Genomic DNA, 21258 nt, shown 5'->3' with positions numbered 1-21258 from the left:
GAGTCCGCCATGCCCCTGCCCGATCACGTACAGCCCCTCCCCGCCACCGCCTCGCCCCCGAAACCACGCCCCGTACCCGCCCTCTGGCTCGCGTTACTGGCCACCCCGCTCGCCGCGAGCGCCAACAGCCCGGTCCTGATCCTCGACGACATGGCCGATGCGTTCGGCGTCCGCACCGCCACGGCGACCTGGCTCGTCACCGTCTTCGCCTGGGCCGTCGCCGTCGCCACCCCCCTGATGGCAGGGCTGCTGCGCCGCCGGGGCCTGCGGGCCACCCTCCGCCTCAGCGCGGCCCTGATCGTCACCGGCACCGCGGTCGTCGCCGCCGCACCCTGGCTCCCCCTGGCCATGACCGGACGCGCGGCACAGGCACTGGGCGGAGCCGGCCTGGTCACCGCCGCCATGAGCCTGGCCGGCACCGTCCCCCGGATGGGCGTCATCACGGCCGGCTTCGGCGCGCTGGGCGCAGTCGGCCCCCTTCTCGGCACGGCCCTCGCGAACACCACCTCCTGGAGGGTCTCCCTGGCCGTCGGCACGCTCGCACTGCTCGCCCTCCCGGCAGTCGCCCGCCGGGCCGACCCCACCCCGCCCCCGCAGAGCACCCCCTTCGACGGCCGGGGCGCCGCCCTGCTGGTCCTGCTCGCGACCTCCCTCGTCCTCGTACCCCGATTCCCGCTCCCGGCACTGGCCGCGTCCCTGACAGCCGGCGCCCTGCTCGCCCTGCACATCCGGGCCCGCCCCACCGGCTTCGTCCCCCTCGCCCTGCTGCGCACCAGGACGTTCATCCTCTCCACCCTGCTCGCCTGCACCTTCGCCACCTCGTACTTCACCCTCCTGTTCACCGTGCCGCGAATGCTGCACGACCGCACCGACTGGACGACCGCCACCATCGGCACCGGCCAACTCGCCGCCCTCCTCACCGGATCCGCCCTCTCCATGACACTGGCCCTCGTCGCGAACCGGCTCGGCCACCCCCGCGTCCTGGCCATCCTCCTCACCACCGGAGCCCTGGCCCCGACCGCCGCACTGCTCACGCCCTGGCCCGCACTGCTCCTGCCCGTCGCGACCCTCGCCGTGTTCACGACCAGCGCAGGCCAGGCCACCCTCGCCGTACTCGCCGCCCGAAGCACCCCGACCCCCCAGCACCCCACAGCAATCGGACTGTTCAACCTCGGCTACCAACTCGGCGGCGCATTCGGCCCCGCCATCGCAGCCCTCCTCGTCCTCGGCACCTGAACACCCCACCGCACCGAACCGCCGGCTGCCGCCCCCGCCCCCACACCCGACGCACGCCCCATCAGCCCGCCGGCCCCAGACCACCCCACAACCCCACGACGCCAACCCGCCCGGCCCCACGAGGAAAAACCCCTCACGACACAGCCCACCGACCTGCGCCCATCACAACCTCGAACCGCCACCACCCCGCCCGGTGGGCGCGGTACAACCCCCTCGGGCTCGGCGAGGGCCGCCGGCGCAAGAAGGACGGCGGCGTCCGGACGAAGGGCGACCTGCCGGCCACCATCACCGAGTCACCCAGGGCGAGCGGGCCGACCGCGACACCCCGGCCGGCTTCCGCTCCGTCGACATCCTCCTGATCACCGACGAGTTCGAGGTCCCCAAGTCCATCCGCCAGCTTCCGCAAAACGTCCTGGCGGACGGCATGCGCGTCAAGGAGCAGCGCGGCGAGCCGGAGATCGCGGCCGACCTGTCCGGACTGCCCGACCGCCGACCGTTCACAGTCGAGAGCGACTGCAACAGCTCGATCAAGGCCGGGGACCCGCCGCTGCACTTCCTGCACCAGGTGACCGGGCCACCGGACGGAGGGACAACACCCCCACCCAGCCGCACCGGCTCACCACGCGGCCGCAGGGCGACAACCTCGGTATGGAGACCCTGACCGCCCCGAAGGCCAAGGCCGAACAAGAACACCACGATGATCAAGACCGCGTTCCAGGCGCAGCCGACCGACACCCACCACATCCTCAAAGAGCTGCACAGCACCAGGCAGCTGCACGGCCCGGCCGTGCAGCACAACTTCGACCTCCTCGCGGCGCGAGCCGGGCTCCCGGAGTGCCTCGTGCGCCGCTACCACCAGAAGGTCCAGCCGATCCCGATCGAGGAGCAGGCGGAGGCACCCGTGGTCGTCGGACCGCACGCCGATCACCGCGCCGTTCAGACCCGCGCCCGCGACCACGGCATGAAGGTCTTCTCCGTCGACCCCCAAAAGGCTGCTGGAGAACGGCGAGTGGAAGCCGTACCCGATCGAGAGCGCCCACCAGAACGACATCGACGAACGGGCCGGCGCGATCGAGACGCCGACCCGCCTCAAACACCTCATCGGCGACCGGGACCGGGCACAGAAGCCGGCCAGCTCCTGACCGCCACTCCCGCGGCCGCGCACCGACCCGGGGTGCGGCCCCGCCACCCGTGTTCCCATCCGGCAGGAGAACACTGGGAGAGCGTCGGGCGGGGGTTCATCGACATCGAACTGCAGAACCGGGCCATGCTCGCGCTGCACGATGCACTCGAAGCCCTGATCGGAAAGGACGGGCCGGCGCCCCGGCTCCCGGATCCCCTGTGACCGGTCCATGCCGGGAGGCCAGGGGCATGAGACTGATGCTGTTACGGGTCATGCTCGCCCCCCTCACTTCCTGGCGGGCACTCCGCCTGCGCCACAAGGCCCGGACGTCGTCGTGACTGCGGCGTTCCGGAACCCCGCCGGCGGGAACGGCAGCGACCGGCGCAGGGCCTGGATCTGCGACTTCTCGTCCACGCAGAGGAGGAGGGTCTTCTCCAGCGGGTCGAAGTAGAGGCCGACAACGTCGCGGACCTAGTCGATGGAATACGGGACGCCGATCTCCGGGTCGGGGACGGGCAGCTTGGGGCGTGCCGGCGGCTGCCAGGCCCTGGGAAAAGGCGTCGTCCGGCTGCGTCGGCAGAGGTGCGGGCCGCGTAGCCACGTATCAGTTCGGGCGCCGCAGGGTCCAGCCGCAGACGGGGCGATTCGACGGAGGCCGGCTGATCGCTCCATCCGCGACGTGCTCGGAACTACTGGTCTGCTGCCGGCTCCGGACGCGTGCCCGACGATGCGCTCCACTTCCGCCAGCGGGATCGATTCGAAACCGGTGGCGGCCGCGCGGTGGTGGGAGTCGCTGCCCGGGATCTCGGCCAGTTCGCCGGTGTACGGCTCCCTGGAACCCTTGCCGCGCATTCCCCGGCTGATGGCCGAAGGCCCGCAGCTGCCGACGAACTTGTCGACGTCTTGGATCATCCCTCCGCTTATCTCGCCGTCCTGGCCAGGGCGAGTACGGGACCGCGCTGTCTCCCTGCCTCACGGCGATCTGGTTCGACGACTTCCGGGTCGCGTGCAGGGTCGAGTGGTCCCGGCGAGGCCCTGGGCGGCCCGCGCCGGACCGCGGGCACGGTGCCCCGAGTGCCGTTGCACATGCCGTAGCGTCATGTGGTGTCGTGAACGGAGCACCGCACGAAAGGCTCCCTCATGGACTTCCCCCTCGCCATGCCCCGCCAGGTCAAAATCGGTGGTGCCGCCGTTTTCGCCGGCACGACGCCCAGGGCCATCCGGCACTACCACGCCATCGGTCTGCTGCCGGAGCCCGAGCGGGGCGAGGACGGGAAACGCCGATACGGCTACGACGACATGATCCGCCTGCTGTGGATCCGCAAGATGGCGGACGCCGGCATCAGCCTGGAGGACATGCGGACCGCCTTCGACGGCACCCGGACCATCGACAAGACCCTGGAGCGGCTGGAAGAGACCCTGGCTGCCCAGGAAGCCGCCCTCCAGCGCCGGCGTGTGGCCTTGCACCGGCTACGGGAAGCGGGCAGTCCCCTGGGCCTTCTCTCTCCTCTGGTCGCCGACCGACTCCGGGAACTGCCCGAGGGCACCTTGCGCCAAACCGACCTGGACAATCTGCTGGTAGCGGAGCGGATCTTCGGCCCGCTGGGTTCCGCTCTCCAGGCCAGTGTGTGCATCGTGCTCGCGGGCGACGCAGAGCTTCGGGCCGAAGCCGACCGGCTTGACGCGGCCGAGGCGGCTCTCGACGACAGCGTCGATCCTCACGACCCGCGCGTCGAAAGGATCGCCGTCCAGCGATGCGCCTTCCAGCAGGCTTTGGACCAGGCCATCGACGCTGCCGGGCTCGAAGAGGCTGAGGGGGAGCTCTTCGACCTGTACGACGCCGACCTGAAGGGGGAGGAGAACTCGTCGATGAGCGTCCTCGAAGTAGCCGGCAAGATGCCGTACGACTTCTCGCCCGCCCGGTTGCGCTGCATGGAGCTTGCCATCGCACTGTATGTCCAAGACCACTGAGCCATTTCCGAACCTCACGCTGTCGCGTGGTGAAGGACGAGGACCGCCTGGATGATCGCGGTGATGCGGTTGGCGCTGCAGCGGAGCTTCCGTAGGAAGCCCCAGCCCTTCAGGGTGGCCATGGCCTGCTCGCCGAGGCAGCGGATCTTGGCGTGGGTGGTGTTGTGGCGGCGCTTCCACCGCTTGAGACGCCGGCCCCGAAACAGTACGCGGACGGGTCCGCCGCCGCCCTGGTACGCGTTGTCCGCCCAGCATCCGAGTCCTGTTTCGGTGAGGCTTCGGTGATCCCGTACTGCCGCTCGACGGTCGGGTCGTGAGTCGGGCCGGACAGAGCTGGCGAGACCCGGAGCAGCCGTCCGAACGTATCGGCGAGGAGCTGCATGTTCATGCCGTGACGCTTGCACTTCCCGGAGTGGTAGGGGTGTCGGCGGCGATGCGGTCGATCGGCAGGAGGCTGCGGTCGAGGATGACGAACGCCTTCTCCCGGATCGTCCGCATCGCCTCGGCCAGGCACGGGGCGAGGCGGGCCACGGCCTCGACGGCTCCGCGTATGTAGCGGTAGACGGTCGCGAGCCCGACCCCGAACCCGGCGGCCAACTGGACGTAGGTGTCACCGCATCACAGGTGGGCCAGGGCGAGCAGGGCCTGTCGCGAGGCGAGAGGGAGCCGCCAACGCGCAGCGATCTCCTGCCCGCGCCTGGCCCCCAGCCGCCGCCCGGCCAGGACCTCTCGCAGAGATGGCTCTCCGGGATGGGTTCGGATCCTTCTGAGTGACGGCACGCCATAGCCCTGACATGGCTTCCTGCAAGGTTCAGCCACTCGGGGCTTCTCTGAGCAGAAGGCCCGACCTCGGCCTCAGACGTGTCGGCCACGGAGTCGAGCTCCGGTGCCTCCGGTCGTCTACGACAACATGTATGGACATCCCGCTCAGCGGAAGTCCGCCACGTGGTCCACCGCCCACTCCTGGAAGGATCGGGCCGGGGTGCCCGTGATGCGCTCCACTTCATCGTTGACCGGCTCCGGATTGTCCAGCATTGCCGCCTGGGCCGGCAGCACGGCCTCCACCAGCTCTGCCGGGTAACCTGCGGCCTTCATCTGCTCGATGGCCTCGTCCAACGCGACCTCCTCGAACCGCACCGGTAGTCCGATCGCCTCACCGATCAGGGCCACCTGCCGTTCCTGGGTGATCAGTTCGGGGCCGGTGATCAGAGGGCGGGCGCCGAGCAGGGCGTCGGTCGTCAACGCCTGAACGGCGACCGCAGCCATGTCCGCCTCGTGGATCAGCGGGCGGGCCAGCCTTGCCAACGGCGCCCGTACCGCACCGGTGGTGCGGACCTCCTCCGCCCAGCCCAGCGTGTTGCTCGCGAACCCGGTGGGCCGCAGAGCCGTCCACTCCAGGCCCGACGCCTCGATCAGCCGCTCCAGCTCCGTGTGAAACATGGTGATCGCCTCGCCGGGCTTCTCCTCCGCGCTCCCGACGCCGGCGGATGACAGGTACACCACCCGTCGAGCGTGCTTCCCGATCGTGTCGATCACGTCCGACGCGCCCTCGGAGCTCAGGAACGGCCACACCAGGAAGACCGAATCGACACCCTCCAGCGCCGTGCCCAGCGACGCGGGATCACCGAGATCGCCGCGCACCGCCTGCACCTCCTCCGGGAAGTCCACCTCCCCTCGCACCAGCGCCCGCACGGGCACGCCCGCCGCGTGCAGTTGGGTCACCACCGCGCCGCCGACCCTTCCAGTCGCGCCGGTCACCAGGATCTTGGGCTGTGTCATCGGAATCTCCTCGTCTCGCCGTTCGATGAAACGACTCTCGTACATCAACCAAGGTTCAGGTCAAGCACCGGCCGGAGTGGTCGTCAGGTGCTGTTTCAACCAGCGATCTGCCCCCGGTGGTGGGACGTGGATCGGCCGGCCGCCGCGAGAGCCCAGCTTCTTGCGGTTACGTGCCTGGTCGGCCTTGTCCTGGGATGGCGCAACGGATTCACCGGCGTGCTGGTGAGTCCGGCACACCGTGGAATCGACGCTCAGATCCCCCGTGATCACACCCTTCGCGTCAGCCGGGGACTGGAGGCGGGTGAGGATCCGGTGCCAGGTACTGTCCCGCTGCCATCGGCGGAACAGATCGTAGATCCGGCCCCACGGCCCGTACTCGAATCTCGCCGCCGCCCGTCTCCGACAGCCTCCTGCGCCACGAGTTCGGGACTGCGGTCCCGCAGCGGCGGCTCGGGTTCCACGCCCAAGGCGCCGGCCTCAGGTCCAGGGCAACAGCAGCGGTGCCGCACCTCCGTCGGTCCAGTGCGGACCGATCGCGGCCAGTGCGTCACCGGTCGCGGCGCCTCACAGGAAGGCGGCGCGGATGTCCTCCAGCGATCCGGCATCCGTCGTCGGCCCACGCGACGCGGACGAGACGCGTGTGGCCCGGCGTCACCTTTGCCTGACCGTGCACGGGCATGCGGGGAAGCGCGGGAAGCATACGACCGGACAGGCCTGCGAGCAGGGGACCGAGAAGGGTACGGGCTGAGACCAGCGCCCCGTACGGAGTTCCGGGTAGTTCGACTTCGGTCGGCATGACCGATCAGCTGCGCGATCTCCTCGCGGAGGCCGGCGCCCGTATGACCGTCGACACGGTCGCCTGCCGCCCCGGCCAGCCCATGCTCCTCGCCGAACTCCCCACGAGACGCTGGGTGGTGGGGCGTCTCGCCGCCGAGTTCGCGGACGAGGCTCGGCCTCGCCGCAGTCGTGGATCTCATCGGCCAGCATGCCTGAAGGATGGTCGGGCACATGCCGCAATCGGGTGGTCCGAATGCCCGGAGTGAAGATGGAGGATGCCGTGAAGGTGGTGAGCCCTGAACGCTCGCTCACCAAGTGGTGGAGTTGAGCGAGCGTTACGCTCTGCCGAGTCCCTGTGACCAACGGCGACGCAAAAGGCGGCCCAGGCCACGATGCCCCGCTCCGGGTCGGTGGTGGCGTACACCCAGCCGACACCGCTCACCTTCTTGCAGGCTTGCCGTGACCAGGCCATCTGGCGGGTCTTGTGTCAGAGGCCCACACTCCACCCACACCCATGCGACGGCCGGGCGCCCGCGGGTCACCGGCTACCACCTGACCGGAACCCTGGACGACGCCTTCCAGGCCGGAGCAGCGAACTCACCTGGCACGGCCGCTGCGCGGACATCACCCATGCCCGCAAGGAAGGGCTGGTCAGGCTCTTGGAGGGTGGTCCGGCAGCCGAGATCCTCACGGATGCCGGCATCTTCGCTTTACCTGGCCACCCGTCGGGAAGCCCGCTTCATAGAAGCGCGAGGCTAAACTCGACCCCACCCCACCCCACCAGCGAACAGACCCCTCTCCATGACTGACGGCCTCACCTGGATAGGCGCCCACGCCTACACCGCCACGACCGTCCCCGGAATGCGCGGCGGCATCTCCCTGACCCTCGCCCGAGGCATCGACCCTGACGAGTTCCTCATCAACCTCGGGGCCGACCTCGACCAGCTCGCCACCCGCACCCCGCTGGCCGAACTGCGCAGCCAGCCCACCCCGCCCGGCCACGACCCCACCCGCTACGCCTACGCGATGTACGGCAGCGAGGGTGAGTGGACGTACGTGCTGGAGAACGACCACGCCGCGACCTGGGCAACCGGCTTCCGCCGTGTCCCCTCGATGCGGCCCGGCCCGGGCGAAGAGATCCTGTGCGCCAGCCGGAACCTGCACAGCCCGCCCGCAGCGATCCTGCACGTCGAAGGCGACGAGGTGATACGACGCGCAGAGTTCGGCACCACCACCGGCCACGAGTCGGCGTTGGATACGGCGCTCACCGCCGCCGGTGCCGTCTTCCCCTCCATCCCCGACGCCACCGCCGACGAGGTGACCGCCTACTACGAACAGCACGGGGCACGCCTGCCCGCCCTGGTGTTCACCGCGCTGAGCGCGTACACGGGACTGAGCATCAACCAGGATGCCGCACAGGCCGGGAACCTCCCCGCCGTCCACCTCCTCACTCCTTGAGCCGCACGCGCCTGCACAGCGACTTCGGCCCCCACCCTGACGGTCAGGGTGAGGCATGTAGGGCGATTCCCGCGGATCCGGGCGTGGTCTCCTAGGTGGGGGTCCTCGGAGTGTGCACTATCGCTTGGTCCGGGAGGTGGGAGAGGGTGCTGGCGCACGCCAGGTACGGGCCGGGCAGCGGCCTGCATGCAGACTTCCGCCGCCTCGAGGTCTTCTTTGCGCTGGTCTTCTTCGCTGCCGTCTTCTTCTTCGGCTTCGGCAGTTCGTGTACCGTCGCCCCCCCCCGTTTTCGGGGGCTTCGCCACGGCGTTCCCGGGCCTCGGCGAAGGACGCCTCCAGAGCGGCCATGAGGTCCACGACCTGCCCGACCGGGGCTTCCTCGCCCTCGGCCTGCCGCGGGTCGCGATGTTCGGCCTTGGCCTCGCGCCGACGAGGTGCGGTTCCTCAGTTATGGGCGGGGACGTCCAGGGCGGTCCCGTACAGGCGCGCGACCCGGAGCAGGATGGTCACGCGCCGGTCGGGCAGCGGCTGCTCGCCAGGGGCCGCCTCATCGGCCGGATCGGCGATCTCCGCCTCTCCCTCCGCCACGGCGAACGACCAGATGTCCGGGCCGCTGACATGCAGTGAGGCGTGCGGGTCGCGGCGCAGCTGGCGGACCTTGAGGCGGTCGGCGGTGGAGGAGACCCTCAGGACGCGCTCCTGGGCGTTCCAGTCGTAGAGGACGGTCGACAGGTGCGGGTGGCCGGTGCTCCTGACGCTCGCGAGTACACCGAACTGCTGCCGGCTCAACAGCTGGGTGAGCTCCTGGTCGGTGAGCGCTCGGGGGGCCGGGCCGTCGTTCTGGGTGGTGCCGGTGGTGGTTTCACTGGCGGTGTGCTCGCTCACGTCGGTCAGCCTTTCGGTGGTCGGGGTGGGGCGGGAGGGCAGGTCGGACGGCTGCGGCGTGGATGGCGAGCCGGCTCATCGGCGGCGGGCGAGGCGCGCGATGGCGCCGAGTCGGATGCGGCGAACGCGTGGTCTCGCCTGCCAGTTGTCGCACAAGGGAGACCGTAGCAGATAGTTCTGTTGTAGACTATACGTCTCGGCCCCATTCGATGGCAGGGGTGGGTCGCCGTCGCCGACCAGTCGGTTCAGGGCTCACCGGCCGACCACGGCCGCGCGGGAAATGCCACGTCCGTGAGACTGAGCGGCTGCGCCATCGATCTGAGACGGCGGAAGAACCGCGAGTCAGCGAGTGTGGCCTCTGCCATGCACGGCGAGGCCCTCCACCCTCAGGCCATGCGGCCCCGCCTCGCGATCGCACGCGGCGTGCGGCTGGACGCGGTCAGCGGCCGCCTCCCCTTCAACCGCATCAGGGGGCAGTCAGCTGTTCTGAGGCAGGTGCCAGTGGTGGGGCTGGATCAGTTCGGCTACCGAGCTCGGGCCCCAGGAGCCCTTCACGTACGGCCGGACCGGGGGTGGGGACTCGAGCAGGGGGGTCGCGGCCGCCCAGAGGGTTTCGATGCCGAAGGCGTCGGTGAAGAGGGACTGGTCGCCCAGCATCGCGTCCAGGATGAGGCGCTCGTAGCCTTCGAGGGCGTGGTCCTGGGCGAAGGATCCGGCGTAGTCGAACACCATCTGCGCCTGGGTGAGACGCATCTCGGGGCCGGGGCGCTTGGCGAGGAAGCGTGCGGTGACGGTGCCGGGGTCGTCGAAGTCGATGACGAGTTCGTTGTGACGTCCGTCGGCGGACTCCTGGGCCGCGAGCGGGAACATCCGCAGGGGTGGTTCGCGGAAGCCGAGGGTGATGACGTGGCGGCTCTCGGCCAGGGCCTTTCCGGAGCGCAGGTAGAAGGGGACGCCGGCCCAGCGCCAGTTGTCGATCTCCAGGCGCAGGGCGGCGAAGGTCTCGGTGTCGGAGGCCGGGTCGACGCCCGGCTCGTCGCGGTAGCCGTCGTACTGTCCGCGGACCACGTGCGCGGGGTCGAGGGGGCGCAGGCTCTGGAAGACCTTGTCCTTCTCGGCGCGCAGGGAGGGGGCGTCCAGTGTGGCGGGGGGTTCCATGGCGATGAAGCCGAGGAGCTGGAACAGGTGGGTGACGATCATGTCGCGGAAGGTGCCGGTGCCTTCGAAGAAGTGGGCGCGGCCCTGGATGTCGATGTGCTCGGGGACGTCGATCTGTACGTGGCTGATGTGATCGCGGTTCCAGACCGGTTCGAGGAGTCCGTTGGCGAAGCGCAGGGCCAGGATGTTGTCGACGGATTCCTTGCCCAGGAAGTGGTCGATGCGGAAGACGCGGGATTCGTCGAAGACGGTGTGGATGGCCTGGTTGAGGGCGCGGGCGGAGGCCAGGTCGGTGCCGAACGGCTTCTCGACGATGACCCGCGCGTGGTGGGCGAGGCCGCAGTCCCCGAGCATGCGGACGACCGAGGCGCATGCCTGTGGGGGTACGGCGAGGTGGTGGAGGCGCTGGGGGCTGCCTCCGATCTCCCGCTCGGCCTGCTGGACGGCTTCCACGAGGGGGCGGGGGTTCTCGGGGTCGGCGGCGCCGAAGGTGAGGCGGTCGGCGAACTCCTGCCACGGTCCGCCCTCGGGTGCGGCCCGTCCGAACTCGGCCACCGCCCGGCGCGCGTGCTCGCGGAAGGCGGCGTCGGTGAGCGCGTCCGCCGCGGGGGCCGAGCCGATGACGCGGAAGCGGTCGGGCAGGAGGCCCGCCCGGAAGAGGTGGTAGAGGCCGGGCAGGAGTTTCCTGCGGGCCAGGTCACCGGTGGCACCGGAGATGACGATGACGTGGTCGCCCGGGACGGATCCCTGGGGGGTGGCGGAGGGCGTGGCCACTCAGTTCCTTCTTTCGACGTGGCCGCCGCGCTCGCTGCGCGTGGCGGAGAGGGCTTGCCGGTGGAGTCGCCGGGGCTGCGTGGGAGGGAGCGGGGCTTGCCGGTGCGCGCTCGGGTGGATGCCGGGTATGCCGGGGAGGAGCTGTCTCTGGAACGGCCGCTGGGTCGGGCCCTGCGCGAGTCGGCCGCGAGGAGGCGGCTCAGGGGTGGGAGACCACGGCCACGGGGCAGGCGGCATGGTGGAGGGCGGTCTGGGTCGTGGCACCGACACGGGAGCCTGTCGGCGCGTGCCGGACGCGGCGGCCGACGACGAGGAGCCCGGCGTCCGAGGCGGCGGCGAGGAGGGCGTGGGCAGGCCGCTCGTGAACGACGTCCTCGCTGATGTCGAGGTGTGCGTGCCGCGTCCGGTGGCGGCTGACGGCGACCGAGACGGCGGCTCGAATCCGGTCCCGCGCTTCGGACACGTCACTGTCGGTGTGGTGGTGGGGGAAGACGGAGTGCCAGGCGGAGACGATGCGCAGGGGGAGCTCGCGGCGTGCCGCGAAGTCGAAGGCGAAGTCCAGGACCTCGTCGGCGGGGCGCTCGACGTCCAGGCCGACGACGACGGGCCCGGTGGCGTCGGCGCCGTCGTCCTCGCGGACCAGGACCACGGGACGTTCAGCCGCGGCCAGGACCTCCTGGGCCACGTGTCCGGAGAGGAAACCGGATCCGTCGGCCGTGCGGTGGGACCCGAGGACCAGCAGCTCGGCGTCGGCGGCACGGGCCAGCAGGAGCCGGGACGGCGCGTCCACGGTCTCCTCCACGGAGGTGTCGACCTCCGGGTGCGCCGTGCGGGCGCGGTCTCGGGCCTGCTCCAGGATGTCCCTCGCCAGCTCGGCCATGACGTCACGCGGCCGGCGTACGGCGGCGACCTGGTGCTCCTGCCACAAGGACGCGTTCACCAGCTGCAGGGCAGCTCCCCGTGACGCGGCCTCCTTCACCGCCCAGTCGACCGCCGCCAGACTTCCACCGGTACCGTTCACCCCTACCGCGATCTGCTTCATGAGGTTCACTGTGATCCCGCGTCCGCGCCCAGGCACGCCTGACGAGCCGTCCGGGCGACCAGCGCCGCCCCACCCGTCCGTAGGGACACCTCCCGGCCCGGCCGGGTACGCGCTGCCGGTCCGGTCGCGTTTCGGTCGACCTTCTGGTACGGACCGGGCCTCCCGCCCCTGGTTGAGGGTGGCGCACCGGATGCGACGGTCCGGAGACCTTCCCCGCGACCGGGGGGGCCGGTCCCCCACCCTGTGCCGGTGTCACCTTCGGCGTGGCGTGCCGTGGCTCGCTCAGTACCGCCCAGCGGATTTCGTTCGCGCACGACGCTTGTCGTAGAGCCAGGGCCAGCGGGCCACCGCGGCCAGTGCCCACACCAGCGCGGCCGGATGGACGTGGTGGGAGACGGCGGCCAGGACGACCGGCGCGGCGGCGACGGGTACGCCGACCGCCAGGATCCAGCGAACGCCACGCCCGGACAGCGCGCCCCCCAGCAGCCCGACGGTCAGGAACACGGCGACGCTGCCGCACAGCAGCCATTCGACATCCGCCGGCAGCGGTTCCCCGGCGTCCTCGATGGCTCCGCCCAGGGAAGCGGCGAGCGCGGCGAGGGCGGCGGTCGCCACGCAGTGGAGCGGCAGCGCGAAGCGCGGGGCGAGGGCGCCGAAGGCGAGCAGGGGTACGCCGCACGCACGGCGTACCGCGAGTGACCACAGGGCGAGGAGGAGGACGAAGGCTCCCACGGCCAGGGCGCCCAGCGGGGCGTCCCACTCTGACTGCGCCGCGGCCTCGATCGCCACCGCCACGCTTTCACCGATGACGATCAGGGTGAACAGACCGAGCCGCTCGTCGAGGTGCGGCGCGTCGAGGCGGGCGGCCACGGGTGGCGTAGGCGAAGGGCGCTCGCGGCCCGCGTACCGCTCGCGCCACTCCTCCTGAGCCCGGGTCAGGAGCCGGTTGCGCGACAGGACGAACGTGAGCCCCAGGTCGATGGCGAGCCCGAGCGCCCACAGCCAGTACCGTGTCGGGGCCTCGGCCCAGATCGAGACGAGCCACGGGACGACACCCGCCGACAGCTGCGCGGTCGGCCAGTCGACGACGACCTCTCCGCGCCCCTGCCAGATGCGCGAGGCGAGGAAGCGCACCGCGACGAAGGCAATGGCGAAAGCGCGGCCGTGGTCGGACTCGATGCCGGGGACGGCCGCGGCCATGACGGCCAGCCCGAGCATGCCGAGCAGGATCGTACGGGTGCGCGCCGTGCCCGCGGCGACGTTTCCGTAGGTGGTGAAGCACATCCAGGCCGTCCAGAAGGCCAGATACAGCAGGCAGTAGAGGGCGAGATCGCCCCGGGTCGGATCCTCGCGCAGGAGGTGCGCCAGCTGGGCGATGCCGGCGACGGCGACCAGATCGAAGAACAGCTCCAGCCAGGACGCGTGTCGCTCTGACTCGACCGTCGATCCGACGGGCCTCGCGGAAGGGGCGGGGGGTTCGGGAGACATACCCGTGACATCGGCCGGTACGGACGCCTCCTCCAGACCCTGGCCACCGCCACCGCCACCGCCACCGGCGCTTCTTTCCCACGACCGGGTCTCCGACGCCGATCCGGTGGAGTGGGACCACGCCCCACCGTGCTGACCCGCTCCCCCGGCGGCGCCCGGCCTGCCGGCCTGACGGCCGCGTGTCGCCGGGGCACGCCGTTCAGGTTCGAGGAGCGGCGTTCCGCACGGTGTCGGTTCGGTGGTGCGGGTCTACGCGCCGTCGCCGGGCCGTTCGGTGAGGTCTTTCAGGCGGGCCACGAGCGCGTCACGGACGGCGGAGGGGAGCCGGTTGTTCGAGGTGGCGCGGAGCATCCAGAGCCCGTCGGCCGCCATGCGGGCGAGCAGGAGGTCGATGTCATGGGGGTCGGGGGTGGTGGGGGTGGGGACCCACCGGTCCAAGAGGTCGTTCCAGACCGCTTCCACCTCGGGGTCGTGCTCGACCATGAAGGCGAGCTCGGCCCGGCTGGCGTCGAGGCGCGAGCCCACGTGCACGTAGGCGGCGAGCTTCTCCTGGTCGGTGGCCGTCTCGGGGGGCTTGCCCAGCCGCTCGGCCAGCAGGCTCTCCCACCGGGCGGTGAGGTGCTGCTGGATGGCGACGAGGAGCGCCTGACGGGTGGGGAAGTGGTACATCAGGCCCGGCTTGGTCACCCCCGCCTCTTCGGCGGCGGACTGAAGGGTCAGGGCGGTGATGCCGTCACGTTCGGTGACACGGACGGCGGCTTCCAGGATCCGGGTCCTGGCGCTCGGGCGCATGTCCCTCCTCGGGGAGTTGCCTGGGCCTCGTCTCGCCGGGGTGGCCCATCCCCACTCACTTTACCATCCGGTAAGTAAAGTAACCGCGCCCGTGACGATCACCCCAGATCGGCGCACGCGTTTGTAACTTTACCTTCCGGATGGCTAAGTTAGAGAGGTCGGGGCAGACGTACTCCCTGACGGTTCTCGGAAAGGCACAGGCAGATGGTGCGCAAGACGGGTAGGCGTTGGCTCGTGCTCATGGTGGTGAGCGCGGGACTGCTGCTGATCACCCTGGACAACTCGATCCTGTACTCGGCACTGCCCACCCTCGTGGAGGACCTCGGCGCGAGCGCGTCGGAGAGTCTGTGGATCATCAACGCCTACCCGGTGGTGATGGCCGGACTGCTGCTCGGAAGCGGCACGCTCGGTGACCGGGTGGGCCATCGCAGGATGTTCGTGATCGGCCTGCTGGTCTTCGGGCTCGCCTCGCTGGCCGCCGCGTTCTCCTCCTCGCCCGAGGCCCTGATCGCCTCCCGCGCGCTCCTCGCGGTCGGGGCGGCGGCGATGATGCCGGCGACGCTGGCGCTGATCCGCGTCACGTTCGAGGACCAGCGCGAGCGCAACGTCGCCATCGCGATCTGGGGAAGCCTCGCCGTCGTCGGCAGCGCCCTCGGGCCCATCGTCGGCGGCGTCCTGCTGAGCAGCTTCTGGTGGGGGTCGGTCTTCCTCGTCAACGTCCCCGTCGTCGCCGTGGCGCTCGTCGCCACGCTGGTGCTCGCACCGCCCAACCAGGCAGACCGCTCCAAGCGGTGGGACCTGCCCTCCTCGCTCCTCGCGCTCGTCGCCCTGGTCGGCCTCGTGATGGCGATCAAGGAGATCGCGAAGACCGAACCGGAACCCTGGTTCGTCGCGGCCTCGGGTGTCACCGCGCTCGCCGGGGGGTGGGCGTTCGCCCACCGCCAGCGCCGACTGACCGAACCACTCCTGGAGTTCTCGATCTTCCGCAACCGCGCGTTCCTCGCCGGGGTCCTGGCCGCCGGTTTCTCGCTGTTCGCCATCGCCGGCCTCCAACTCGTCACCACCCAGCGCTTCCAGCTGGTGGAGGGCTTCACTCCGCTGGGTGCCGGACTCCTCGTGGCCGCCGTCGCGGCCGGCGCCCTGCCGACGGCCCTGGCGGGCGGTGCGGTGCTGCACCGCGTCGGCCTGCTCCCCCTCATCGCGGGCGGCCTGGCCCTCGGCACCGCCGGAACCCTGCTCGTCCTGGCGAACTTCGACACCAGCACGGGCCTGCTCGTGACCGGCCTGCTCGTCACCGGAGCGGGTCTCGGCGCGGCCATGTCCGTGGCCTCCAGCGCGATCATGGGCAACGCGCCCGCGAGCCGGGCGGGCATGGCCTCCTCCGTGGAGGAGGTCTCCTACGAGTTCGGCAGCCTCATCGCCGTCGCGATGCTCGGCAGCCTCATGACCGCCCTCTACACCGCGACCGTCGAACTGCCCGCCGGAGCACCGCAGGCGGCTCGGGACAGCATCGACGCGGCCCTGGCGCTCGCGGGCGACCACGACCCGGCGCTCGCCACCGCAGCCTCGCACGCGTTCGACAGCGCCTACGCCACCGTCGTGACCGTGGTCGCCGTCGTGATGGCCGCGGGCGCACTCGTCACCGGCCTCCTCCTGCGCCGCCACGGACCCGGCTCGGCCCTGTCCGCGGACACGCGTCACTGAACGACGCGGCGGGACCGTGTCGGGCCCGGTCAGTCGAACGGCGCGGCGGACCGCCGGGCGCGGTCAGTCGAACAGCACGTCCAGGTTCCTCGTCAGGGCCTGGAGCTCGCCCCGCCGGGCGTCCTGGGTCGCGAAGCCGGCCCGAGCGCGGGACACGTACCGCGACGGCGTCAGCTCGTACTTGTGGCGCCGTACGGCCTCCAGGCCGACGGAGGCGCAGAAGCCTGGCTCGTCGCGGTACGGCGCCCGCTCCGCCCGGGCCGAGAGTATGCCGCGCCAGGCGTGATAGGTCCCGGCGATTCTCGTGATGTCGGTCTCGGTGAGGACGCGTTCCGTCCGGCCACCGACGAGCGTGCCCGCCTCGCGGGCGTCGACGAACAGGATCTCGCCCCTCCGGTCCACCGGCCTCCGCCGGCCCTTGTTCTTGGTCAGGATCCAGAGGCACGACGGGATCCGGGTCGTACGGAAGAGATGGGGTGGCAGCGCGACCACACAGGCCACGACGTCGTCCTCCAGCATCGCCCGGCGGATCCTGTCCCCGCTCCTCGCACGCAGGGAGCCCTCGGCGAGGACGATGCCCGCCGTCCCGTACGGTCCCGGCTTGGCGCCAGGGCGTGTTGCAGCCAGGCGTAGCCGGGATCCTCACCCGGCGGGACGCCGTACCGCCATCTCGGGTCGCTCTCGTTCCGCGCCCGGTCCGAGACGCCGAGGGGCGGGCGCCCATCACGAAGTCGGCCTGGAGGCCGGGGTTCCGGTCCTCGGCGAGCGTGTCGCCCCAGCGGACGCCCAGGTCTCCCCCGACCCCGTGCACGGCGAGGTTCAGCTTGGCGAGGCGCCAGGTCCGCTCGTCGGTCTCCTCGCCGTGGAGCGCGAGGTCGTCCAGGTGGGCCTTTCCCCCCGGTTCTCGACGAAGCGGGCCGCCTCGACGCGCATGCCCGCCGCGCCTCCGGCGAACTCGCCACCGACCAGCTCCTCAACGCCGTGTTCCTCCGCAAGGGCGGCATCGGCCTCGGCTCCGGCGCCCTCCTCGAAGCGGTCCTGCACCGGCTCGGCGGAGCCGTGTGACGCCGTGATCACACGCGTGACTCAGGTCCTCGCCGCGAGCGGCGCCGAGCTGTCCCGGGAGGAACTCCTCGACGCCCTCTGGCCGGCCGGGAGAATGCCCCGGGGCTCCGGTCCGCTGGCCCGGCTCGCCGCCGCACCGGAGTCCCCGTACAGGCCGGCCGAGGCCCCGACGGCAGCCGCCCCGTCACCGGCCGGGCCCGGCGCCGAAGGCACCGGGGAACCCCGCGAGCCGGCGACGGCCGGCCCGCCCGACCCGGGTCCCGCCCGCCCGGTCCTGGCGACGGCCGAGCCGGCGCGGAACACCGCCGCGCCGCAGGTCGCGGCACTCCCCGTCCGCGCCCCCGACGGCTGTGCCGCCGCCGGCGAACTCCGGCTCGGGAAGTCCCTGCGCCCGCTGCGACAGCGGTTCCCCGACCATCGGCGCCACGAGCTCGACATCGCGCGCACGGTGACGGCCCTGGCCGACACCGGCATGCCGGAGACCGTCACCCGCCCGGTCAGGAGCCGCTGGCTCTCCCTCGCCCTCGTCGTCGACGACGGTGTCTCCATGGTCCTCCGGCAGCGCCTCGCCGCCGAGCTCCGGGCGCTGATGGAACGCGCCGGCGCCTTCCGCGACGTACGCGTCCACGGACTCGACACCCTCGGCGCGACGCCACTGCTCCGTACCCGCCCGTACACCGGCAGCGGGAGGCTCCGGGCGCCCGAGACCCTGAGCGACCCGACGGGGAACACCCTCGTGCTCGTCGTCAGCGACGGGGTGGGCGAGGCATGGCGCGACGGCCGCATGCGGCGGGTCATGGAGCTCTGGGCGCGGTGCGGCCCCACCGCCGTCGTCCAGGCACTGCCCACCCGGCTCTGGGACGGCTCCGGCATCGCCGCGCGGCCCTGGCGGGTCACCACCCGGCGCCGCGGCGGGCCCACCCGCGCCTGGCACGTCACCGAGCCGGTCCTCCCACCGGGCCTCGTCCACTTCGGCTCCGTACCCGTCCCGGTCCTCGAACCGACCCCGCCGCCGTCGGCGGCTGGGCGCGGCTCATCGCCTCATCCGGCGGCACCGCCGTCCTGCCCCTGTGGGTCCCCGGCCGCAGCCGGGACCGGCCCTGATGACGGCGCCGACGCCGTCCTGCGGTTCAGGGACGCCGCCTCGCCCGAGGCCTACCGGCTCGCGGCCCACCTCGCCGCCGTCTCACCCGTCACCCCGCCCGTCATGCGCCTGGTGCAGACCGTGCTCGGACCGCCCACCGACCCCGGCCACCTCACGGAGGTGTTCCTGGGCGGCCTGATGCACCAGCTCACGACCGACTCCTCGGACCGCCTGCCCCATCACCGGCGGTACGACTTCCCCGGCGACGCCCGCCGCCTCCTCCTCACCGCCGTCTCCCCGAAAGAACTGCTCCGCACCACCCGGGCGGTCACCGCGCACATCGAGGCCGCCGTCGGCCGCTCCCCCGTCTTCCCCGCCTGGGTCGGGCACCCGGACGGCTCCGCCGTGATCGGGGACGCCGGACGCTCCTTCGGCTGGCTGAAGGAGGAGCTGCTGCGCCGGCTGGGGATCGCGCCGGGGGGAGCCGGCGGCCCGGTGCCCGGTCCCGGGCCGAGCACGGCGGTGGCGGGGCCGGAGCCCGCCGTGCCCGGTCCCGGGCCGCGCACAGGGGTGGCGGGGCCGGAGCCCGCCGCTCCCGCCGGTGCGGAGTCCGGCGGCCACGGCACCGTGACCGAGCCGCCCCTCCCCCGTCCTGACCAGCTGCCGCCGGGCTGGGAACCGCTCCTGACGGACGATCCGGTCAGGTCGGCCGGTTCCGGCTGTAAGCCCGCAGCGCCCAGGGCTGGATCCACGTGGTGATGTACCTGGCCCTGGACGAGGACGGGACCGCCGTCACGGTCCGCGCGCCCGCGCCGGAGTACGACCGGGGACCGGAGGCGGCCGGGGAGCTCGTACGGACCGAGTCCGAGTGCCTGCTCCGCATGGCCGGCACGTACGCGCCCGAGCTGCTCGACGTACAGACCTCCCCCGCCCACGTGCGGCCGTGGATCGCGGCGGCCCTGGTGCACCGGCGCGCGGACGACCCGTCCTCCGGTCCCGCGCCGAACCTGCGCGCGTTCCTGGAGGAGTACGGGGGTTCGGTACCGGAAGCGGTCTTCCTGAGGATCGGCCTGGACGTGGCCCGCGCGGTCGGTCGTGCCCATGAGCTCGGAATCGTCCACGGCGGGCTCGCGCCGAGGGCCGTCCTGGTGACCGACCGCGATGTCCGGCTCGTCAGCTGGATGGCGGCGAGCGTCGACGGCGCCGACAACGACCACGGTGCCGGTTTCCCGCGCAGCGACGCGTATCTCGGGCCGGACGACGACAGCTCCTCGCTCACCTCGCAGAGCGATGTGGCGGCCGTCGGCGCCCTGCTCCTGTCCCTGCTCACGGGAAGGTGGTCCGACGCCAGGACCCCCGACGGCCGGCGCGCGGTGGCGACGTCGGGAATCGCCCCGGAGCTCGCGGACACGCTCTGGAGGTGCCTGGACGAGGACCCCGCCCGCAGGCCCTCCGCCGCCACGCTCGCGGCGGCCTTCGCTCGGGCGTCCGCTCGACCGGCCGTCCCCGGGGCGGGCCGGGGCACGGCGGGGATGGAGGGGCCGGAGGAGCTGGAGCCGGAGGGAGCCGCGCGGAAGGGGGCGGGCGTTTCCGTCGCCGCCGACAACGTCCGGCACCACCGCGCGCTCGCGTGGCAGGATCCGGACGGGCATTCCTTCCACCTCGCGCGCAGTCTTCGGATCCTGTCGAACCGGCTGGCCGACGACGGCCGCCTGGACGAGGCGCTCGTGACCGTCGACGAAGCGGTGGAGCTCTTCCGTCAGCAGTACGCGAGCAGCCCCGAGACCGCCGCCCCCGACCTCGCCCGGACGCTCGGCAACCACTCCGTGCGGCTGGCCGAGACCGGCCGGACCGCGGAAGCACTCGCCGCCGGCTCCGAGGCGGTGTCGCTGTACCGGCCGCCGGCGCGGCGGGAACCGGAGACGTACGGCCCCGGCCTCGCCGCCCTCCTGAGCAACCTGTCGAACTGCCTGGCCGACGCGGACCGCCCGGGCGAGGCCCTCGACTCGATCGAGGAGGCCGTCCGGATCAACCGCGAACTGGCCCGCCTGGACGCCCGGTCCGGCACCCGGACCGGCCCCGGGTCCCACGACGATGCCCTGGCGAGGAGCCTGACCAACCTGAGCAACCGACTCGGCGGCCTCGGCCGGCGCGAGGAAGGACTGCGAGCCGCCGAGGAGGCCGTCCGGCTCTACGGCCAACTGGCCGCACACCGATCCCCCGAAGTCCGTGTGGACCTCGCCATGAGCCTGAACAACCTCGCCGTCCGGCTGGCCGACACGGGGCGCCACCAAAAAGCCCTCAACGCCCTCGCGGAGGCCGCGGGGGTCGGGCGGGCCTTCCCCGGCGCCAGGTCGGCAGCCTTCCTCGAGGCCGACCGGCAGGGGAAAAGATCAGGTCCTGGATCCTTGAGACCCTGGAGCGGGGGCAGCGGTGATCCCCGCCCGTGGTTCGTCCCCCGGGATGCCCTCGGGTCGGCGGGGACCAACCCGCGAGCGGGGCGGCAACCGGGCTTGTGCCTTCCGGGAGGCCGCCCGCGGTCTCCCGGAAGGCAAGACGTCCCCGCTGCGCGACCACGCCCGGCTCGCGCCCACCCGCGTCGCCGCGGTGAAGGCCTTCTGGTAGGACCTCGCCGACCGGCACCGTACGCCCGTGTGAGCCTGACACTCCCCTCCACTCCGGCGGGTGGGGGCTCGACTGCGCCCGCACCGAGGACGGCCCGACCAGGGCCACGGTCACCGACTCACTCGCAGCCGATCCGGCCGTCCGTTCCTACGCCGGCGCGATCTCCGACGAAGCACGACATGCACGGCGTCCGGGGGGGGGGCGCCCGCCCCCCGCCCCCCCGGGGGGGGGCCGGGGGGGGGCCGCGCCCCCGCCGCCCCGCGCCCCCCCCCCCCCGGGCGCCCGGCGGCCGCGCGG

Annotated in this window: 15 protein-coding genes and 4 pseudogenes; 8 read left to right on the top strand and 11 right to left on the bottom strand. The window is 72.1% G+C overall.

Going from position 1 to position 21258, the window contains the following annotated elements:
* The first annotated feature begins 9 nt into the window (after positions 1 to 9).
* A complete protein-coding gene (locus tag ACFYT9_RS35740; RefSeq protein WP_389170474.1) occupies positions 10 to 1236 on the top strand; it encodes an MFS transporter in 1227 nt (408 codons plus the stop codon).
* A 133-nt stretch (positions 1237 to 1369) separates the two neighbouring features.
* On the opposite strand, the gene ACFYT9_RS35735 is transcribed toward ACFYT9_RS35740, so the two are convergent.
* On the bottom strand, positions 1370 to 1798 hold the full coding sequence (locus ACFYT9_RS35735) for a hypothetical protein (protein ID WP_389170471.1): 429 nt from the start codon (positions 1796 to 1798) through the stop codon (positions 1370 to 1372).
* Positions 1799 to 1933: 135 nt separating this feature from the next.
* On the opposite strand from ACFYT9_RS35735, the gene ACFYT9_RS35730 reads away from it, so the two are divergent.
* Entirely contained in the window at positions 1934 to 2581 is a 648-nt protein-coding gene (locus tag ACFYT9_RS35730) for a hypothetical protein (protein WP_389170468.1), read from the top strand.
* 100 nt (positions 2582 to 2681) lie between these two features.
* On the opposite strand, the pseudogene ACFYT9_RS35725 reads toward ACFYT9_RS35730, so the two are convergent.
* Positions 2682 to 2830, bottom strand: a pseudogene (locus ACFYT9_RS35725) (IS630 family transposase); the annotation flags it as partial.
* 669 nt (positions 2831 to 3499) lie between these two features.
* Here ACFYT9_RS35725 and ACFYT9_RS35720 point away from each other — a divergent pair.
* Positions 3500 to 4330, top strand: coding sequence for a MerR family transcriptional regulator (locus ACFYT9_RS35720; RefSeq protein WP_389170466.1), 831 nt, complete (start codon positions 3500 to 3502; stop codon positions 4328 to 4330).
* Positions 4331 to 4344: 14 nt separating this feature from the next.
* On the opposite strand, the pseudogene ACFYT9_RS35715 reads toward ACFYT9_RS35720, so the two are convergent.
* Both ACFYT9_RS35715 and ACFYT9_RS35710 read right to left on the bottom strand, forming a co-directional pair.
* Positions 4345 to 5092, bottom strand: a pseudogene (locus ACFYT9_RS35715) (transposase family protein).
* A gap of 165 nt (positions 5093 to 5257) precedes the next feature.
* Positions 5258 to 6109 carry an NAD(P)H-binding protein gene (locus ACFYT9_RS35710; RefSeq protein WP_389170463.1) on the bottom strand — a complete coding sequence of 284 codons (852 nt, stop codon included), beginning with the start codon at positions 6107 to 6109 and terminating at the stop codon, positions 5258 to 5260.
* Between the two features lie 1578 nt (positions 6110 to 7687).
* Here ACFYT9_RS35710 and ACFYT9_RS35705 point away from each other — a divergent pair.
* A complete protein-coding gene (locus ACFYT9_RS35705; RefSeq protein ID WP_389170460.1) occupies positions 7688 to 8344 on the top strand; it encodes a hypothetical protein in 657 nt (218 codons plus the stop codon).
* Between the two features lie 444 nt (positions 8345 to 8788).
* Here the strand turns inward: ACFYT9_RS35705 and ACFYT9_RS35700 are convergent, their stop codons facing one another.
* From ACFYT9_RS35700 to ACFYT9_RS35680, 5 genes are all read right to left on the bottom strand, one after another.
* Positions 8789 to 9229, bottom strand: a complete 441-nt coding sequence (locus tag ACFYT9_RS35700) for a pyridoxamine 5'-phosphate oxidase family protein (protein ID WP_389170458.1) — start codon at positions 9227 to 9229, stop codon at positions 8789 to 8791.
* 477 nt (positions 9230 to 9706) lie between these two features.
* The gene (gene zwf, locus ACFYT9_RS35695) at positions 9707 to 11161 is read right to left on the bottom strand and encodes a glucose-6-phosphate dehydrogenase (protein WP_389170455.1); all 1455 of its coding nucleotides are present in this window, start codon (positions 11159 to 11161) and stop codon (positions 9707 to 9709) included.
* Between the two features lie 199 nt (positions 11162 to 11360).
* The gene (locus tag ACFYT9_RS35690) at positions 11361 to 12203 is read right to left on the bottom strand and encodes a universal stress protein (protein ID WP_389170452.1); all 843 of its coding nucleotides are present in this window, start codon (positions 12201 to 12203) and stop codon (positions 11361 to 11363) included.
* Positions 12204 to 12485: 282 nt separating this feature from the next.
* Positions 12486 to 13691, bottom strand: coding sequence for a low temperature requirement protein A (locus ACFYT9_RS35685; RefSeq protein WP_389170450.1), 1206 nt, complete (start codon positions 13689 to 13691; stop codon positions 12486 to 12488).
* A gap of 249 nt (positions 13692 to 13940) precedes the next feature.
* Positions 13941 to 14483 carry a TetR/AcrR family transcriptional regulator gene (locus ACFYT9_RS35680; protein WP_389170447.1) on the bottom strand — a complete coding sequence of 181 codons (543 nt, stop codon included), beginning with the start codon at positions 14481 to 14483 and terminating at the stop codon, positions 13941 to 13943.
* Between the two features lie 204 nt (positions 14484 to 14687).
* On the opposite strand from ACFYT9_RS35680, the gene ACFYT9_RS35675 reads away from it, so the two are divergent.
* Positions 14688 to 16187: an MFS transporter gene (locus ACFYT9_RS35675; RefSeq protein WP_389170444.1), complete on the top strand. Its 1500-nt coding sequence runs from the start codon at positions 14688 to 14690 to the stop codon at positions 16185 to 16187.
* Positions 16188 to 16250: 63 nt separating this feature from the next.
* On the opposite strand, the gene ACFYT9_RS35670 is transcribed toward ACFYT9_RS35675, so the two are convergent.
* Positions 16251 to 16814 (bottom strand): N-6 DNA methylase, encoded by a 564-nt coding sequence (locus ACFYT9_RS35670; RefSeq protein WP_389170511.1) that lies wholly within the window; start codon positions 16812 to 16814, stop codon positions 16251 to 16253.
* Between the two features lie 142 nt (positions 16815 to 16956).
* Positions 16957 to 17070 (bottom strand): annotated as a pseudogene (locus tag ACFYT9_RS35665) (N-6 DNA methylase); the annotation flags it as partial.
* A 53-nt stretch (positions 17071 to 17123) separates the two neighbouring features.
* On the opposite strand from ACFYT9_RS35665, the pseudogene ACFYT9_RS35660 reads away from it, so the two are divergent.
* From ACFYT9_RS35660 to ACFYT9_RS35650, 3 genes and pseudogenes are all read left to right on the top strand, one after another.
* A pseudogene (locus ACFYT9_RS35660) lies at positions 17124 to 17252 on the top strand (MoxR family ATPase); the annotation flags it as partial.
* Positions 17253 to 17268: 16 nt separating this feature from the next.
* On the top strand, positions 17269 to 19095 hold the full coding sequence (locus tag ACFYT9_RS35655; RefSeq protein ID WP_389170441.1) for an SAV_2336 N-terminal domain-related protein: 1827 nt from the start codon (positions 17269 to 17271) through the stop codon (positions 19093 to 19095).
* The coding region (locus tag ACFYT9_RS35650; protein WP_389170509.1) for a protein kinase family protein at positions 19095 to 21258 on the top strand (2164 nt) is incomplete at its 3' end. The genes ACFYT9_RS35655 and ACFYT9_RS35650, both read left to right, overlap by 1 nt.

The organism is Streptomyces sp. NPDC004435, assembly GCF_042873895.1.
In the GTDB taxonomy this organism is placed as follows: Bacteria; Actinomycetota; Actinomycetes; order Streptomycetales; family Streptomycetaceae; genus Streptomyces.
Note: the sequence above shows the minus strand (reverse complement) of the source record. Positions and strands in the feature narration are given on the sequence as shown.